The following is a 17028-nucleotide window of genomic DNA, read 5'->3' as shown; positions in this document are numbered from 1 at the left end:
CTGTAGCCAGTCGAGATCAAAAAAAGTATCACCGGTTCGGCAAATATTTTTTTGACTCAGGCCGGGGAGAGCATGACCCAGTAGCCATTCAAATGGCCGCTGACGAGAATTGGGTAGGTTTGCGCCAGCATGTTCAACGTGCGCTGGCTGTCGCTGATGGGGTAGGCGCCGGAAATGCGCAGATCGGCAAGTGCCGGATCGAGACGCACGAAGCCACGGCGATAGCGCGTCAGTTCGGCGACGAAATCGGCCAGGCGCATTTTGTCCGCCATCAGCATGCCTTGGGTCCAGGCGCCGACGTAGCGGTCGGCGACGCTGAGCTGGCCAAACGTATGGGAAGAAAAGTCGGTGCGTTGACCGGCATTGACGATCAGCGGTGTGCTTTGGCGATTTTCCGCGAGTTCGACTTTCACCGCGCCTTCCAGCACGACAAGGTGAGTGCGAGGTTGCAGTTCTCGAACGGTAAACTGCGTCCCTAGTGCCTGCATGCGGCCCTGACGGGTGCTGACCAGAAAGGGGCGGGCCATCGGGGAAATGTCCGGTGCGGTTTGCACCAGTATTTCGCCTTCGCGCAGGTGGATGAGGCGTTGATTGGCGTCGAACAGCACGTCGATGGCGGTGTCGGTGTTCAAGGTGATTTTCGAGCCATCGGCCAGAGTCAGTTCGCGCTGCTGACCGACGGCCGTGTGATAGTCGGCGGACCACTGCTGCGATTCGGCCAGTTTCCAGCTGCCCCAACCGGCTGGCAGGATCGCCAGAATCATCGCCAGTTTGCCCAGCGCCGCGCGCCGTTCCGGACTGCTTGGGCGATCGAGTGCCGACATGGCCAGTGACGGCGGCAAGCCGCCGAGTTTGGTTTGCAACAACTGCGCGCGCGACCAGGCTCTGCTGCGTTCGGGCGTGCTGACTTTCCAGCACTCCCATTCGGCACGTTCGGTGTCACTGAGTTCGCTTTCACTCATGCGGATCAACCAGTCGGCCGCTTCTTCAAGGGCCTGGTGGTCGAGGTGCGGTTCATTGCGCCGTGCGAGCATTCATTCCACCAGCAACAGGCACTGCACGAAGGCTTGCTTCATGTAGCGTTTGACGGTGATCAGCGAAACGCCCAATTGCTCGGCGATGTCGTCGTATTTCAGGCCGCTGATCTGCGACAGCAGGAATGCGCGTTTGACTAGCGGTGGCAGGGCGTCGAGCATCGCGTCGATTTCGTGCAGGGTCTCCAGTACCATGAAACGCAGTTCCGGCGAAGGCACTTCCGGCGCAGGCACATGAGCGAGGGCATCGAGGTAGGCGCGTTCCAGTGCCTTACGCTGATACCAGTTGATCAGAATGCCTTTGGCCACGCAGCTCAGGTACGCGCGAGGTTGCTCGATGACGGTGACCTGGGACGCGAGGATGCGGGTGAAAGTGTCCTGCGCCAGATCCGCCGCATCCATGGCGTTACCCAGTTTTTTCCTCAGCGTCGCGTACAGCCAGCCGTGATGGCCGCTGTACAGGGCTTCGATCGCGCGCAGGTGATTGTCATTATTCGCGGGAAGGGTTTCGCTCATGGCTGCAGATTTTCATGCAATTGAGAAGTATTCCCAATGCTAGTTTACAAACCCGCTGCGACGCAAGCGCCGATTGTTGTCCTGTTCAGACTCGCGGCAGACGGCGCAACGCAGCAATCATCGTGTCGATTTCCGCCTCGGTGTTGTACGCATGCAGCGACGCGCGGCTGACCTCCAGCAAGTCCCTGTGCTGCATGTCGAGCAGGGTTGAGCGGAACGTCGAGGTGGTGACGTTGATGCGTTTTTCCTGACTGGCCAGCCACTGCTGAACCTGCGCGGCGCTGCTATTGCAATGAGTGAAGGTAACGATGCCGGATTTGACCGCCCCCAGGTCTCGCGGCGTCACGCCCGGGATATCTGCCAGTCGCTGGCGCAGATAATCCGCCAGATGTTGAATCCGCAGCCACATCGGTTCGATGCCTTGGGCCAGTGCGTATTCCACCGCTGCCCCGAGGCCCAGTTTGGCGGCGACATTACACTCCCAGTTTTCGAAACGCCGTGCATCGGGGCGGATTTTGAACGCGTCCGCGGTTTGCAAAGACGCTGCATGCAGGTCGAGAAACGCTGGCTCCAGGTTCTGGCACAGCGATCTTTCGACATACAAAAATCCCATCCCTCGCGGTCCGCGCAAGTATTTGCGGCTGGTAGCGGCGAGCATGTGGCAACCGATTTTCTGCACATCGATCGGCATCTGCCCAACCCCCTGGCAAGCATCGAGCAAAAACAGCACACCCGCCGCGCGGGCGAGGGCGCCGATCTGCTCGATGGGTTGCACCGGCCCGCCGTTGGTGGCGATCACGGGCAGGGAGATCAGTGCAACTCGATCATCGTCGAGCATATCCTTGAGCGCCAATAACGAGACCTGGCCGTGCTCATCGTTGGGAATGACGCGAATCTCGATGCCGCGTTGCTGCTTCAATTGCAGATAAGGAATGTAGTTTCCGGCGTACTCGGTAGTCGACGTCAGCACCACATCGCCGGGTTGCAGCGGCAATGAGTAGAACGCCATGTCCCAGGCGCGCGTCGCGTTTTCGATCACCGCGATTTCATCCGGTTGCGCGTTGATCAGGCGCGCGATGGCGCCATAGACATTGTCCACTTCGGCCGATTGCTGCCCGGCCGCCTCATACCCGCCAAGACTCGCTTCAAGCTGAATGTGGCGGGTCATGGTTTCGATCACCGGCGCGGGCATCAGCGCCGCGCCGGCATTGTTGAAGTGGATCAGTTGCGCGACGGCGGGTGTGTCGGCACGCAGTTGTTCAATGTTCAAAAGCTAACTCCTTGATCAATCCCCGGGCGGGGCAGGACTCGGTTGCATCACCGCAGGCCAGTAACGCAGCGCAACAATCGGGATCAGCGCCACGACGTAGGCCAGGCAAACGAACAGATAGGTGTACTGCAAACCGTAGACCTGACTGAGCAGACCACCGGCTGAGATCCCTGCAATCGAGGCAAATTGCGCGGTGCCCTGAGCGATTCCCAGCACATGGCCCTGCTGCGAGCTGTCGGCGGTTTTCGAGATCAGCGCCATCAACACCGGCGTGGTCGCACCCAGTAATACGCCCCAGAAAAAGTAGGCGATGACGAACACCACCGGATTACGGGTGGCGCCCGCCACGGCGGTGAGGGCGATGCAGCCGATGACGACGTAGGTCATGCGCTGCAAAGTGTCTTGCTGGCCACGGTGTTCGAAATAACGCGACCACGCAGTGGCCGAAAGAATGAAACCCAGCGCCAGCAAGCCGTAGCACAGGCCGACCACTGAATTGCTGACCTCGAACACCGAGCTGACATACAGCGAGAACGACGTCTGCGGCAGCATCCGCGCCAGCAACAGAATGCCCATCACACCGAGCAGCGACAGCAACGGCGAACCTTGCCAGAGGCTGCCGGAACGGCTGGCCGGCGCGGTCTTGTCCGCGACCACTGCTTTCTTCACCGGAGGCACATCCGGCAAGGTCACGGCGGCGATCACGGTGCACACCGCACACAACGCCGAGGCGATGATGTTGATCCAGAAGAACGTCGCGTAATCGAGGATCAAACCACCGACTACCGCACCCAGCAGTGAGCCGACGTTGGTCGAGATTTGCAGAATGGCGAATAGCCGCGCCCGTCGCGAAGGCACTTCAATGCTGACGCCATACGCCTGCGCCGGAGCGATGTATCCGGCGAACGCGCCTTGCAGGAAACGCAGGATCAGAATGACCCAGATGTCAGTGAAGAGGGCCAGCCCAAGCTGGGTCAAAGACAAACCGGCGAGGGCGCGGATCATCATCAACTTGTGGCCGTAGCGATCACCGATACGGCCCCAGAATGCACTGGTCAGAATAATGCCCAGCATCGGCCCGACGTACACGGCGATGCTGGCGAAGCTGAAAACCGACTCCGAAGTCGTCAGCCCACGCAGGTGGACAGGCCAGAACGGCCCGCTCATTTCCATCGCCCCCATCGACACCAACTGGATCGCAAATAGAAGATAAATCAGGATTCGTACTCTTGAACCCTGGATGACACCTGCATGGGACATGAGTCAGCCTCGGTTAAACGCTAGCGAGCGGGTTGGTCAGGGTGTGTTGCAAACGATAGTTGCTGTACTGCATCAAGTGCATGCGCAACAACGACCGGGTCGGCCATGGATCTTCGACGAACGCCTTGTGCTCGGTTTCCCACACTGCTGGCGAGACACGATCGCGCACGGCCTCGAAGGCAAGGTCGGTTTCCTCGCGCAAGACTTGCCACAGCCGCGTGTTGTTCAAGCCGTACTCCTTGGTCAGCCACAGGGCGATCTCGTGCAGATGCGTGAGGTACGCCGCGTCCAGCACAAACATGCGCACCGGCTCGATATCACCGGAGAACACCGTCGGCAGAATACCCGGCTGAACATGCGGTTGCAGGCTGTAGCCACGTTCTTCCAGCAATGGCGCGTAGGTGCGGCCATCACCGAAATCGCGGATCAGCAGACTACGTGCTTTGCCGTCGGGGGAGAACAGCACCATGGTGTTTTGCTGGTGGGCTTCGAGGCCGATGCCGTACATCAAATAGATCGCCACCACCGGGTGGGTGACCACTTTGGCGTACTCGCGGAACCAGCTCTCGACCTGTGCTGCATTGGCCCGCACGCCATCACGCTCGATCAGATCGGTGAACAACGGCCGACCGCTGCCGGGCAAACGAGTGAACAGCGAGGCCACGGTAATCGGCAGGCAATCGTCATTGCGTTCGAACGCTGGCGCACTGGCGCGATAGACCACGGACAAATGACGGCCCGGATGATCGTCCTGGGTGACCGCGTTTTTGTAACGCACACCGATTTCTTCCGGGAAGATTTCCAGGCGCTGATCGAAGCCGTTCTCGGCCTCCAGAATCTTGGTGATCACCGTGCTGATGCGCGGTCCCATGTGAATCGATTTGGCTTGCAGGCTGCGCAGCTCGCTGGTCATCCATACGGCGATTGGCAATTTGATCAGCGGCGCACATTCGTCCAGCACCGGCATCATCGTGCGGTAGGACATGGTCGGCAGGGTTGGGATGTCCGGGCCGTCGGTGATCAGGATGCCTTCTTCGATTTCCGCCGCGAAGGTCTTCAGCACATAGGCCTGCAAGTGCCAGGCGTGAATCGGCAGCGGCAGCCACTCGTTTTCGTCCAGGCCCTTGCTGTTGAGCGAGGCTTTCCATTGTTCCCATTGCGCCGGAAAGTTGCCAGCGAACCAGTCGTGGTAACTGGTCACGTGAGGCATGCTTTCACTTTTTGCGTTGTCGGCGCGCAACGCGGCGATGCGCAGCGGCACCTGCGCGTTGAACTCGGGCGACAGTTGCTCGACTTCCTCATCGGTCAGGCCCGGCCGGGCTTTCCACGTCGGGTAGTACGGATGGCCTTCCAGTGAACCCCACTGGTCGAGCAGGATCGCGGCGTCCTTGGTCTTGGCGTGCTGGCGCAGGTAGTCAGTGAAGCTGTTGAGCCCTTGATCCTTGGCGGCCTGTTGCAGTCGGGCATTCCATTGCTGGCGATGCTGACGGGCGTGAGCGTCGTTGGTCAGGCTGTTTTCCATGTCGGATTTGAGCCCGGCCACGCCTTCGTCAGTAGGTTCGAAGTCGAAGCTGTCGCGCAGCACATCCAGCATGTCCTGATGGCTGGTGATGACCTGGCGCACACCTTCGTCGGTCACCAGCACCACGTCACCGTCATTGACCACCGTGTCGGCCGGGCCTTTGGCAATGTCGGAAAAAGCCAGGTGGGCGCGGCCGCCCTTGAGCGGGTAAGTGGCCTGGTTGCCCTCGACGGAAAAGCTCAGGGTCGAACGGTCGAGGATGTTTTCCGCAAAAAGGCAGCGAACCAAGCGACGCATGGCGTTTTTGCGGGAGTAGGCGATCAGTGTCTTGAAGTCATTCATATCAGCGGTCTGCTCGTCGAAAATTGAGTAAAGAGATCAAGCGGCGGCGTTTGTCGTGTGTGGCCAGTGGCTCGGGAAGTAATCGAGCGCCGAGTCGCGCAGGCCTTGCATGTAGGCCACGCTCCACTGAAGGACTTCCTCGATATACGGCACCTTGAGGTCGAAACGTTTGGCCATTTCCACCAGCAGCACCAGGCCGTAGGCGACGTCTTCGTTGAAGGCGCGGCTCTCGCGCTCGATCACGTAACCGGCGCGGTTGCCGGCGGCTGGCACCATCGGCGCGAGGATGTCGTTGTAGGCCTGATTGGTGCGCAGGATCGACAGCATGCTGCTCTGGTCGCGGATCTGCTCGCCGTAGGCCTCGACGATTTCCTGTTTCAGGGATTTCACCGAGGACAGGTCGATGCCCAGTCGCTGGCTGATCACTGCGCACAAGTCCTGACTTTCCTGATCCATGCGTTCGAGGAAGTAAGCGCCCAGTTCCGGGCACTCGGTCCACCAACACATGCGTTGCGGGAAGATCTTGCGATGCCACTGGCCGTACGGGCCGATGAGGCCGTAGATCACCGAGCTGTGCATGATCGGGTTACCCGGCGTCAGGGTGATTTCCAGATAGTGGTCGAGCATCGTCACGCACGGGCCGTACAACCGCGTCAGGATTTCCTCCAGTTGCTGACTGGACGCCTGCGACTCGCGGGCATGGGTCGCCACATACAACTGGCTTTTACCGCCGCCCATTTTGATCGAGCGCCCCGGTGTCAGCTCGAACGCAGTATGTGGAACATCCTTCATGCCCCAGATCACTACATTCGGCCGATCGGGCAGGGTGGCTTCAGCCAGCCAGTCGAAACCACAAAATCCCGGAATCGCGCCGACGTAAACCGGTTTGCTCGCGCTCAGATGCGGCGCAATGGCCTTCAGCGTTTGCGGTCGGGCATGGGCGGGCACGGTGATGATGACGATGTCGGCATCTTCCACCGCCGCTTTTGCATCGCTGGTTACCCGATCCAGCCGGGCACTCAGGGTCGAACCATCGGGTAGCAAGGCCTGCATCGGCGTGTGACGGGCGTGCTGTTCGATGACCTCCGGATTATGGGTGTGCATCGAAACCTGAACGTTGGGCAGCTGCTTGAACAGGATGGCGTTGAGATGGCCGGTCCTGCCGCCACCACAGATGGCGACTTTCAACAGATTCATCGAGAGGCGTTCCTGTGTGATGGGTGAGTCATGCGACGCTCAGTTGCAGCGGCGCGGAAACGGATTCCAGCCATTGGGTCTTGCCCAGCCAGGCATCCAGTTGCGGTGCGATGCTCGGGTCGATCAGGTCGCGCTCTTGCAGCCATTTATCGTCGAACACGGTGTGCAGGTATTTCTCGCCGCCGTCGGCAATCGGCACAACTACGTTGCCGGTCAGTACGCCTTTGTGGATCAGATCCAGCGCCTTGAAAATCGCACCACCGGTCGAGCCGCCGACCAGCAGGGCGAAGTTGCGCGCGATGTAGCGGGCCGTTTCGAACGCCTGAGAGTCGGTGACCTGCACACCCAGATCGATGCAGCTGTAGTCGAGCACCAGGCCGACGGTGTCACCGGCCGGCGTACCGGTGCCGGATTGGTAGTAGGGATAGCCGGGGTGGCCGAAGACGATCGAACCGGCGGGTTCCACCGCGACGGTCACAGTGTCCGGGTTGTGCACTTTCAAGCCGCGAGCGATGCCGGTCATCGAACCGCCGGTGCCGACACAACCAACGTAAGCGCCGATAACGCCTTCAGCCTGAGCGATGGTTTCGCGGACGAAATCACTGTAGCCGCCGGCATTGGCTGCGTTGTCGGACTGGTTCATGAACACAGCCCCGGGGATCTCGGCCGCCAGTTCGGCTGCCATCCGCTGGCGCTCGACCACCGCGACTTCATCTTCGCGATACGTACCCTTGACGAAACGAATGTCGGCACCCAGAGCCTTCATCACCGCGATCTTGTCTTGCGCCGCGTGATGGTCGACCACAGCGATAAAGTGCAGGCCGAACTCGACCGCTGCCATGGCCAGGCCAATCCCGGTGTTGCCGGAGGACGACTCGACGACCACGCCGCCGGGTTTCAATCGACCGGACTTCAGCGCAGCCAATACCATGTTGCGCGCCATACGGTCTTTGATACTGCCGCCGGGATTGTTTTTTTCAATCTTCAACAACAAACGGGCGTTGGTGTCCGGAATATAAATGCCCAACATCGGTGTATTGCCAATAAGGTCAGATACTTTATTCAAGATCATTTCAATTGTTCCCTTTAGTAGTCAGGTGAAAACGCAAAGTTACCTTCCGTACAACAGGTCGCCGTCAACCGCCGGGGCAGGGGGTGGCGATGAAACTCGTTCTCCAGCAAGTCCATCTGATAACCGGCGGTATTGATGTAAATCAATAAGTCGCCGGCTTGAGGCGCAGTCGCAAAGTGGATCAGGCGATGAGTGATGACGTCATCGTCCAGGCAGCTATGGCCCGCGATATACGCTTGGGTCGGTGTGTCGGGCAGTTCTTTTGTGCTGATCAGTATTGGATCAATCAGGTATTCAGAAGCGAACCAGGTTTCGCAGGCGCTGAAACTGCTGCCCTCAACAAAAATGACGGTTTTGTTGTCGGCCAGTTTTTTTGTGCGTGTTACGCGGAATATTGAAATGGCCGCCTGGTCCACCAGACTTCGGCCGGGCTCCAGTGCCAGGGTTATATTCTGTCGGTTCAAATAGTTTGCAATGGAGAGGCCTTGTGAGTGTTCGGTCTCGAGTAATAACGTCAACCATTGCGGCGCTGTCAGGTCGCCGCCGTAAGGATAATAAGTAGCGGGAACTTTCAGGTTGTAATAATGGCTGGGGTTATTGTCGTTTTGCAGGAACCGAGCATAGTCCTCGGGCTCGACATAACGAATCGGCAGGCCACCGCCAATATCAATCATCTGCGGATTCAAGCCCATTTCCCTGGCCGCCTCGACGAACCCGGTGACCTCACGAAAGGCTTGTGCACGGGATTCAAATCCATAGCCGCCGAGATGGAAATGGAAACCCTCGAAGTGAAAAGACTCAGCGTATTTCGTCAACCGTTGAAGGCCTTCGAGCAAATCTTCCGAGCCCATTCCAAATCGACTCCCTGGACTGCTCTTAGGTCTGTAACGCAGTAAAACTCTGGCTTTGGCAAGGCTTGGCTGTGCGTCGATCACGCTTTTCAGGTGGTCAAACTCTTCCAGCGAGTCCACGCAAATCAATGAACCGGCGCTGATCAGTGCTTGATGAAACGCGGCAGTTTTGGCCGGTCCTGTGGCACAGATTTTTTCTGCTGGCGTGCCGGCTCGCAGCGCTGCATGCAACTCGTGGATGCTCGACACATCAACGCCGATCCCCGAATTTGCCGCTGCACTGAGCATGCTCTGGGACTTGTTGGCCTTGGCCCCGTAGAAGAGGGCATGAGGCACGTTGTACTGCTTCAACACCGCCAGCAAGGCATGTGTGTTTAATTCAAAGGCATGCGGCCAGACCAGATTCAATGGTGAACCGTGTTGTTTGACCAAGTCTTTAAGTGTGCCCGGAAAGTCATTGATGAACGTGGAAATAAGTGGGTCAGTCAGCGGCTTTAACATCTCCGGATGATGAACTTTATTTCGTTGTTCAATAGGTGGTGTATTTGTTGTAGGCATAGTTAACCCTTGGCGCCGTAAATGACGTCGCCATTGATGTTTCGATAACTAAGCGTTATCGACGTATGTAGTCTTTTTTACACGTCAGATACGAGGTTTTAAGTAATTTGGAGGCGGATGCCAGGCGAAATCCGGGTCTGGGTTCGAAGCGCTGATCGTAATAAATGGTTCACAAAACAATTGCATGAGAACCCCATTCCATAAGGTTGTACGGATGTGTTAATTGGCCACTAGTTGATGGCCGATCCCCCTTGAATACCCGTAACTGACATTCAAATGACATCACTGACAGGTACTTCCCGAGAGGCTGATGACTTGCTTTGAAGCGAGGATAGTTCCTCTTGGCGGCGTGAACAATATTGCGAACGGGAACGATTATCAAGTAAGGTTTTCAAATATTTTGAAATAAAGACCTGCTCAAGGCGAACGCATGAACGTGTATTTACACGCTCAAGGACTCGTTCGCCCCGAGATAAAAAGTCCCTTAATTCCTTGAACAATAAGGCGTTAAGGGCTGTTGCGAGAAACCCCGGAACAGCATGCAAATCTGCCGCTGAAGGGGCCTGAAAATCTTCAGAAGTCACGACTGGTTCACGCCAAGGAGCAACACCATGCAATCCGATCGACTCAGCAGCAAAATCCCACTCGCGATCAGCTACCTGTTCGTGCCGGGCAACCATCCCGAGCGGTTTTCCAAAGCCGTCGAAGCAGGGCCGGACGCGATCATCCTCGATCTCGAAGACGCCGTTCATCCGGACAGCAAAGCCGCCGCACGCGCCGCCATCTGGGCCTGGCAAGAGGCTACGCCGAGCGGCGCCAGCGAACGTTACATCCGCCTGAACAGCGTGAGCAGTTCGCTGTTCCGCCAGGACCTGACCTGGCTCAGCGACATGCGCTACCCCGAGCGTTGCAGCGGGATTTTCCTGCCCAAGGCCGAATGCCCCGAGGCGCTGACGCGGGTGGTCGAGTGCCTGCTGGAGTGGCAACCGGAACTGAAGATCGTTGCCATCATCGAGACTGCCAAAGGCCTGCAACAGGTCGAATCGATTGCCGCGATTCCGGGGCTGACGCGGCTGGCGTTCGGCTCGCTGGATTTCTCCCTGGACATCAACTGCAGCCAGATTCCCGAGGCGTTTCTGTTCGCCCGCAACCGTATCGTGCTGGCTTCGCGCGCGGCGGATTTGCCGTCGCCGATCGACGGCGTCACCCCGGCGATCAGCGATTTGGCGGTGGTCGCCAAGGACTCGCATTACGCGCGATCGCTAGGCTTCGGCGCCAAGCTGTGCATCCACCCATCGCAACTGGCCACAGTGCAGCGCGCCTTCCTGCCGGATTCGCGTCAACTGGCGTGGGCTGATCGGGTGATGAGAGCGGTTGCGACGGGCAGCCACGCGGTGCAAGTGGATGGCGAGATGGTCGACTTGCCGCTGATCGAACACGCCCAGCGTCTGCTCGATGTGGCCAGCCAATACGCGCCTATTGTCCGCGCAGATGCCTGCTGAATCCCCGGCGAATCAGGAGATCAACCATGGAACACGGTTATCAGATTGCGCTGCGGCCGCTTTGCGAAGTGCTGCAATCGGAGCAAGTCGACCCGGCCAATGTGACGATGCTGCGCGAGTCGATTATCCGGGCCGGGCATTGGCTGGAGCCGATCATCGTCGAGCGCTCGCAAGGCATCGTGATGGACGGCAATCACCGGTTCAGCGCGGCGTTGCAGTTGGGCTTGAAGCGAGTGCCGTGCATCCAGCTCGATTACACCGATCCTCGGGTGTGTGTGCGGCATTGGCAGACCGGGCAGGCATTCGAAGTGGCGCGAATTTTCACCACGATCGCTCGCGGCGAGATCTTTCCGTACAAGACCACCCGGCACGCTTTTGACCCCGCGTTGCCTGTGGTCGCGATACCGCTGGAACACTTGTATGCCTAGCCTTGGCTGCACAGAAGCAAAAAAACTTTACTGCGGGTGATACTTTTTCGCATATCGACTGGCAATAGGAGTGATTACCATTTTCCCTTGATGAAAAGGATCCTCACGTCATGCCTGTTGTCAGTCGTCCTTGCGGTGAGCGCGTGTTAACACTCGCCATTCGTACCGCCATGCTGAATTTTGTTTTGGTCGCAGGAAGCGCCAACGCCTGGGCCGCCAGCCCTGAGCAACAAGCCGTTGCTGCCGACAAGACCTCGAACATTTCGGCTGCGACGCCGACCGATGACGGCACGGATACGCTGACCCTCGGCACCACCAACATCAACGCCCGCTACAACGGCGCGACCTCATTGCCGGAAGCGTTCGCCGGTGGCCAGGTTGCGCGCGGAGCCCGCCTGGGCATGCTGGGCAACAAGGACGTGATGGACACCCCGTTCAGCGTGACCAGTTACACCGCCAAGACCTTGGCTGACCTGCAAACGGTGACCGTGGCCGATGCACTGGAACGTGATCCTTCGGTGCGCTCCACCGGTCAGACGGGCGGCATCGTCGACTCGTTTTTCATCCGTGGCTTTCCGGTCGGTGAAGGCAATCTGGGCGAACTGGCGTTCGATGGCGTGTATGGCGTGGCACCCAACTACCGCGTATTCACCGAGTACGCCGAACGTGTCGAAGTGCTCAAAGGGCCGGGTGCCCTGATGTACGGCATTTCGCCAAACAGTGGCGTTGGCGGTGTGATCAATATCGTTCCCAAACGCCCGCTGGACGAAGACCTGACCCGTTTTACCGCCAGTTACGCCTCGGACTCCCAGGTTGGCGGTCATCTGGATGTCAGCCGTCGTTTTGGCGAGGAAAATCAGTTCGGCTTGCGTTTCAACGGCAACCTGCGGGGTGGGGACACTGCCGTTGATGATCAGCAGCGAGACTTGGGTATCGGTGCCATTGCGCTTGATTATCGCGGCGAGCGCTTGCGCTTGAATCTTGATTTCATCAGCCAGAAAGAAAGCTTCGATGCTCCGTCGAGGCCATTCACTGTCGCACCTGGTATTGACGTCCCGTCCGCGCCCAATGGTCGCACCAACTTGTCGCAGGACTGGGGATGGTCAGATACGAAGGAGCAGTCGGCATTGCTGGGCGGCGAATATGACCTGAGTGATTCGGTCACCGTGTTTGCCCATGCCGGGGGCGGTAAGTCAGACGTCAAGCGGATGTCCGATCAGGTGCCGAGAATCCTCAATGAGGCAGGCGATACCAGCAACATTCCCGGTTACTACAAATTCAACGTCGATCGTTCGACGGCCGATGTCGGCATCCGCGGCGTGTTCGCTACAGGGCCGATCACTCACACGACCACGGTGATGGCGACCCAGTATCAGGATGAACTGTCCCGAGGGATCAACAACGGCACCCAAATCCGTTCGAACATTTACCACCCGATCGATGTGCCCAAGCAATTCATCAACTCGCCGAAGGTGCTGCGTATTTCCGAATCGGATCTGTCCGGCGTCGCGGTGACTGACACGTTGTCCATGCTTGATGACCGCTTTCAGTTGACCCTCGGTGTGCGTCGCCAGGACATCGAATCACGCAACTACAACGCCGCAGGTTCGGTCAGCTCGAAATACAACGACAGTGCCACGACTCCACTGGTCGGCGTGGTGGTCAAGCCTTGGGAAGATGTCTCGCTCTATTACAATTATGTTGAAGGCTTGAGTAAAGGAGACATCGCACCAGGCACGGCGGCCAACGCCGGTGAGACGTTTGCCCCGTACGAATCGAAGCAGCATGAACTTGGCGTCAAATATGAGCACGGTACGTTCATGGCCACGCTGGCGTTGTTCCAGATCGAGAAGCCGAGTGGTGAAATCGGCGCCGGCAACGTGTTCTCGGTGCAGGCCGAACAACGCAACCGCGGCATCGAGTTGAGCATGTTCGGCGAAGTCGCGCCGGGCACGCGCTTGATGGGGGGCGTGACTGTGCTTGACGGCGAGTTGACCGATTCGGCGACGGCGGCCAACCGCGGCAACAAACCGGTGGGTGTGCCGGACGTGCAAGCCAACCTCTGGGCCGAATGGGATACACCATGGCTTGAAGGCTTCACTCTGACCGGTGGTGCCATTTACACCGACAGCCAATACGTCAATCAGGCCAATACGCAGGAGCTGGGTTCCTGGACCCGCTTCGATGCCGGCGCGCGTTATGCCACCAAGATCGAAGGCCGGCCGACGACGTTCCGCGCCACCGTACAGAACGTGTTTGATCGTGAGTACTGGTCGGGCGTTGCTTCGTACGGCGCATTTTCCCCGGGTTATCCGCGGACCTTGCAGCTGTCGGCCACCGTCGACTTCTGATGAAGACGGGAAGGGTTGCTACGGCAGATGTAGCAACCCCATCTGAACATTTCGGAAAGGGAGTATTCGCATGTTGAACAACTCAGGCTCAGCGGCTGTAAGCGCACCTTCACCGTTTCGGACAGCGACCAATCAGCTGGCGTTCGTATGTGATCGCAGCTCGAATGAACACATCCGTGAATTGCTTCGTTTCTATGGACTGCGCGCCAGTCTGATCCGCTTCAAGGTCCTCAATGCGCTGGTCGCCGCCACTTTGGATGAGCGTGCCGTCGGTGTCCGTGGGGTTCATGCCTATCTGGTGTCGCTGTCTGCCGGGATGACATTTGTCAGCGTGCGCGAAGTGCTTAAACGCCTGTGCGACGAGGGAGTGATCCTGCTTCAGGCCGACAAGAGCTACCGTATCACCGACGAAGCCTGGGCGATGCTGAAGCAGCATCTGGATGGCTGAAAGGTGTTTTCGATTGGCTGTTTTCGTCGCGACCCTCGAATGATCCAGGTTTGAACAGTGACAAGTGTCGAGGCTTTTACGGGCTTCAACACTTGTCATGATTCACCCGCGACATGTGTCGTCATGCCTGAGCCTAATCGCCCGCTCAAGGTGCGAACCCATGAAAGTCATATGCCATCCCCTTTAAAGACTCTCAGGGTCGCCGAAGAACATCTGAATCCGCGACCTTAACCAACGCTCGCCCGGATCGTTATCCTGCGACCCACGCCAGGCCATGTGCAATTCAAAACTGCGCACCGGCAACGGCGGGTCTTCAGCCCGCACGCCGCCGGCCGCGGTCAACGCTTCAGCCGTGTAATCCGGCACGGTCGCGACAATATCGGTGCCGCTGATGAGGGTGCTTAGCCCGTTGAACTGCGGCACCGCGAGTACCACATGTCGTTTGCGTCCGAGCTTTTCCAGTTCTTCATCTATAAAGCCGCTCAGGTCGCCGGCGAACGACACCAGCGCATGAGGCCGTGCACAGAAATCATCCAGGCTCAACGGCCCCGGCACCGTGTCGGCCCGCAACAGCTTCGGCATGCTGCGGCGCAGTACTTTGCGCTTGGCGTTGGCCGGCAGGTCGGCGGTGTAGCTGACGCCAATGGAAATTTCGCCCGAGGCCAGCAGATTCGGCATCAGAATATAGTTGGCCCGACGCACCACCAGGACGATCCCCGGCGATTCCGCGCGCAGACGCTTGAGCAGCATCGGCAGAAGGGCGAATTCGACATCGTCCGACAGACCGATGCGAAACACCGCGGTGCTGGTGGCCGGGTCGAATTCCGCCGCGCGGCTGACCGCAGTGGAAATCGAATCCAGTGCAGGAGAGAGCAGGGCGAAGATTTCCACCGCCCGGGCGGACGGTTCCATGCTGCGGCCGGTGCGCACGAACAACGGATCATCGAACAGCCCGCGCAGGCGCGAAAGCGCCGCACTGATGGCCGGCTGGCCGAGGAACAATTTCTCCGCAGCGCGGGTCACACTGCGTTCGTGCATCAATGTTTCGAAAACGATCAACAGGTTCAGGTCGACACGACGCAGGTCATTACGATTCATCTGGAGTCCTGGCAGAGTCATCAAGCTTGACGAGAGCGGCCATATGAGAACAATGGCCGGCATGAATATTACGGGGAAAGGCTGCTACTCTGCACCGAGTAATTCAGTTTTCCTGAAAAGGCTGCTTCGGTTTTCACGGCATTTGATGATGTCACCGGCGCTGCGGAATCAATGACAGGCATGTCGACTATTAATAGCCACTGATAGTCTTGGGTAGAAAGCCCAGATAGAGTTCAGGGCATTAGAGGTTTCTTTGACGAGGTTTGCGATGTCCCGCACGATCCGTTTTCACAAGTTTGGTCCAGCCGAGGTGCTCAAATGCGAAGAGCATGCGGCCGCTCTCCCTGCGCCGGGCGAAGTGCAGGTGCGCGTCGAGGCGATTGGCATCAGCTGGTATGACATTCTCTGGCGCCAGAACCTGGCCTCGTCCCACGCTCGTCTGCCTTCAGGCCTTGGCCATGAAATGTCCGGTGTCGTGACGGCGGTCGGCGAGGGCGTCGATGATCTGGCAGTCGGCGACAAGGTCGCCAGCTTCCCGGCTGAAAGCCCCAACGATTATCCGGTCTACGGCGAACAGATCGTTCTGCCGCGCTCGGCACTTACCCGTTACCCGGACGTGCTCAGCCCGATCGAAGCCAGTGTGCATTACACGCCGCTGCTGATCGCTTACTTCGCTTATGTCGATCTGGCACGGGTCAAACCCGGGCAATTCGCCCTGGTGACCGACGCCAGTCACTGTGCCGGTCCGTCCTTCGTACAACTGGGCAAGGCGCTGGGTATCCGGGTCATTGCCGCGACCAAGACGGCGGAAGAGCGTGAGAATCTGCTGTCCCTGGGTGCCGAGAAAGTCATCGTCACCGAAGAGCAGGATCTGCTGATGCAGATCAACAAGATCACCGACAACCGTGGCGTGGACGTTGTGTTCGACGGTCTCGGCGGTCCACAGATGTCGTTGCTTGGCGATGTGCTTGCACCTCGCGGCAGCCTGGTGCTGTACGGCCTGCAAGGTGGCAACCAGACGCCGTTCCCGGCCTGCGCAGCGTTCCAGAAGAATATTCAGTTCTTTGTGCACTGCATCGGCAACTTCACCGGCAAGCCTGAACTGGGCATCATCCAGGACCAGGTCGCACTGCAACGCGCCTTGCGCGATATCAACCAGATGACCGCCGACCGCGTGCTGCTGCCGCTCAAGACTCGGGTCTTCCCGTTTGCCGAGTTTGTCGAAGCACACCGCTACATGGACGAATGCCCATGCCGCGAACGGGTCGCCCTCCAGGTTGAACCTGCATAAGCCCTTCAAATAAGCCCCCTCTGCAAGAGTCCGTGCCCCCACGGACTCTTCTGTTTTCAGCACCTGCCAAAATGAGACGTCCCATTGCCCCATCAATGGGTCAGTTCAGCAACTGAACTGGTTTTTGCTCTCAATCTGTATCTTCTAATCATCATATAAGCCTTGATAATTGAATGATTACTTTCATCTCAAGGAATGAGTCATGGCTGGGTATCAGGTTGATACTTTTCAATACACACTGTTAATACATATCCGACCAATAGTTCGTCGTTGCGCAGTTGCCAAAAA

The 17028-nt window shown here is 58.4% G+C and carries 15 protein-coding genes; 5 read left to right on the top strand and 10 right to left on the bottom strand.

The features are described 5' to 3' along the window. Positions 1–56: 56 nt before the first annotated feature. From CKW16_RS19380 to CKW16_RS31965, 9 genes are all read right to left on the bottom strand, one after another. Positions 57–1034, bottom strand: coding sequence for a FecR domain-containing protein (locus tag CKW16_RS19380; protein ID WP_095129826.1), 978 nt, complete (start codon positions 1032–1034; stop codon positions 57–59). Beyond that, positions 1035–1550 (bottom strand): sigma-70 family RNA polymerase sigma factor, encoded by a 516-nt coding sequence (locus CKW16_RS19375; RefSeq protein WP_095129824.1) that lies wholly within the window; start codon positions 1548–1550, stop codon positions 1035–1037. 85 nt (positions 1551–1635) lie between these two features. Next, positions 1636–2820, bottom strand: coding sequence for an aminotransferase class V-fold PLP-dependent enzyme (locus CKW16_RS19370; RefSeq protein WP_095129822.1), 1185 nt, complete (start codon positions 2818–2820; stop codon positions 1636–1638). A gap of 15 nt (positions 2821–2835) precedes the next feature. Beyond that, positions 2836–4080, bottom strand: coding sequence for an MFS transporter (locus CKW16_RS19365; RefSeq protein WP_095129820.1), 1245 nt, complete (start codon positions 4078–4080; stop codon positions 2836–2838). A gap of 13 nt (positions 4081–4093) precedes the next feature. Continuing rightward, on the bottom strand, positions 4094–5944 hold the full coding sequence (locus CKW16_RS19360; RefSeq protein WP_095129818.1) for an IucA/IucC family siderophore biosynthesis protein: 1851 nt from the start codon (positions 5942–5944) through the stop codon (positions 4094–4096). Positions 5945–5980: 36 nt separating this feature from the next. Further along, positions 5981–7141 carry an NAD/NADP-dependent octopine/nopaline dehydrogenase family protein gene (locus tag CKW16_RS19355; protein WP_095129817.1) on the bottom strand — a complete coding sequence of 387 codons (1161 nt, stop codon included), beginning with the start codon at positions 7139–7141 and terminating at the stop codon, positions 5981–5983. Between the two features lie 28 nt (positions 7142–7169). Then, positions 7170–8213: a PLP-dependent cysteine synthase family protein gene (locus tag CKW16_RS19350; protein WP_095129815.1), complete on the bottom strand. Its 1044-nt coding sequence runs from the start codon at positions 8211–8213 to the stop codon at positions 7170–7172. Between the two features lie 14 nt (positions 8214–8227). Next, positions 8228–9622, bottom strand: a complete 1395-nt coding sequence (locus CKW16_RS19345; protein ID WP_095129813.1) for a Y4yA family PLP-dependent enzyme — start codon at positions 9620–9622, stop codon at positions 8228–8230. 272 nt (positions 9623–9894) lie between these two features. After that, on the bottom strand, positions 9895–10206 hold the full coding sequence (locus tag CKW16_RS31965) for a hypothetical protein (protein WP_141232755.1): 312 nt from the start codon (positions 10204–10206) through the stop codon (positions 9895–9897). Positions 10207–10233: 27 nt separating this feature from the next. Here CKW16_RS31965 and CKW16_RS19340 point away from each other — a divergent pair, with 27 nt between their 5' ends. The 4 genes from CKW16_RS19340 to CKW16_RS19325 all read left to right on the top strand — a co-directional run bounded on the left by CKW16_RS19340 (position 10234) and on the right by CKW16_RS19325 (position 14351). After that, on the top strand, positions 10234–11124 hold the full coding sequence (locus CKW16_RS19340) for a CoA ester lyase (RefSeq protein WP_095129811.1): 891 nt from the start codon (positions 10234–10236) through the stop codon (positions 11122–11124). A 26-nt stretch (positions 11125–11150) separates the two neighbouring features. Beyond that, on the top strand, positions 11151–11552 hold the full coding sequence (locus CKW16_RS19335; protein WP_095129809.1) for a ParB N-terminal domain-containing protein: 402 nt from the start codon (positions 11151–11153) through the stop codon (positions 11550–11552). 110 nt (positions 11553–11662) lie between these two features. Continuing rightward, on the top strand, positions 11663–13903 hold the full coding sequence (locus CKW16_RS19330) for a TonB-dependent siderophore receptor (protein WP_095129807.1): 2241 nt from the start codon (positions 11663–11665) through the stop codon (positions 13901–13903). Between the two features lie 70 nt (positions 13904–13973). Further along, a complete protein-coding gene (locus CKW16_RS19325) occupies positions 13974–14351 on the top strand; it encodes a fe2+ zn2+ uptake regulation protein (protein WP_095129805.1) in 378 nt (125 codons plus the stop codon). Positions 14352–14534: 183 nt separating this feature from the next. Here CKW16_RS19325 and CKW16_RS19320 read toward each other — a convergent pair whose 3' ends face one another. After that, the gene (locus CKW16_RS19320; protein WP_095129803.1) at positions 14535–15449 is read right to left on the bottom strand and encodes a LysR family transcriptional regulator; all 915 of its coding nucleotides are present in this window, start codon (positions 15447–15449) and stop codon (positions 14535–14537) included. 268 nt (positions 15450–15717) lie between these two features. On the opposite strand from CKW16_RS19320, the gene CKW16_RS19315 reads away from it, so the two are divergent. Further along, positions 15718–16740, top strand: coding sequence for a zinc-dependent alcohol dehydrogenase family protein (locus CKW16_RS19315; protein ID WP_056743735.1), 1023 nt, complete (start codon positions 15718–15720; stop codon positions 16738–16740). Positions 16741–17028 lie beyond the last annotated feature (288 nt).

The sequence above is a fragment of the Pseudomonas sp. Irchel s3h14 genome (genome assembly GCF_900187425.1).
Lineage (GTDB): Bacteria > Pseudomonadota > Gammaproteobacteria > Pseudomonadales > Pseudomonadaceae > Aquipseudomonas.
Note: the sequence above shows the minus strand (reverse complement) of the source record. Positions and strands in the feature narration are given on the sequence as shown.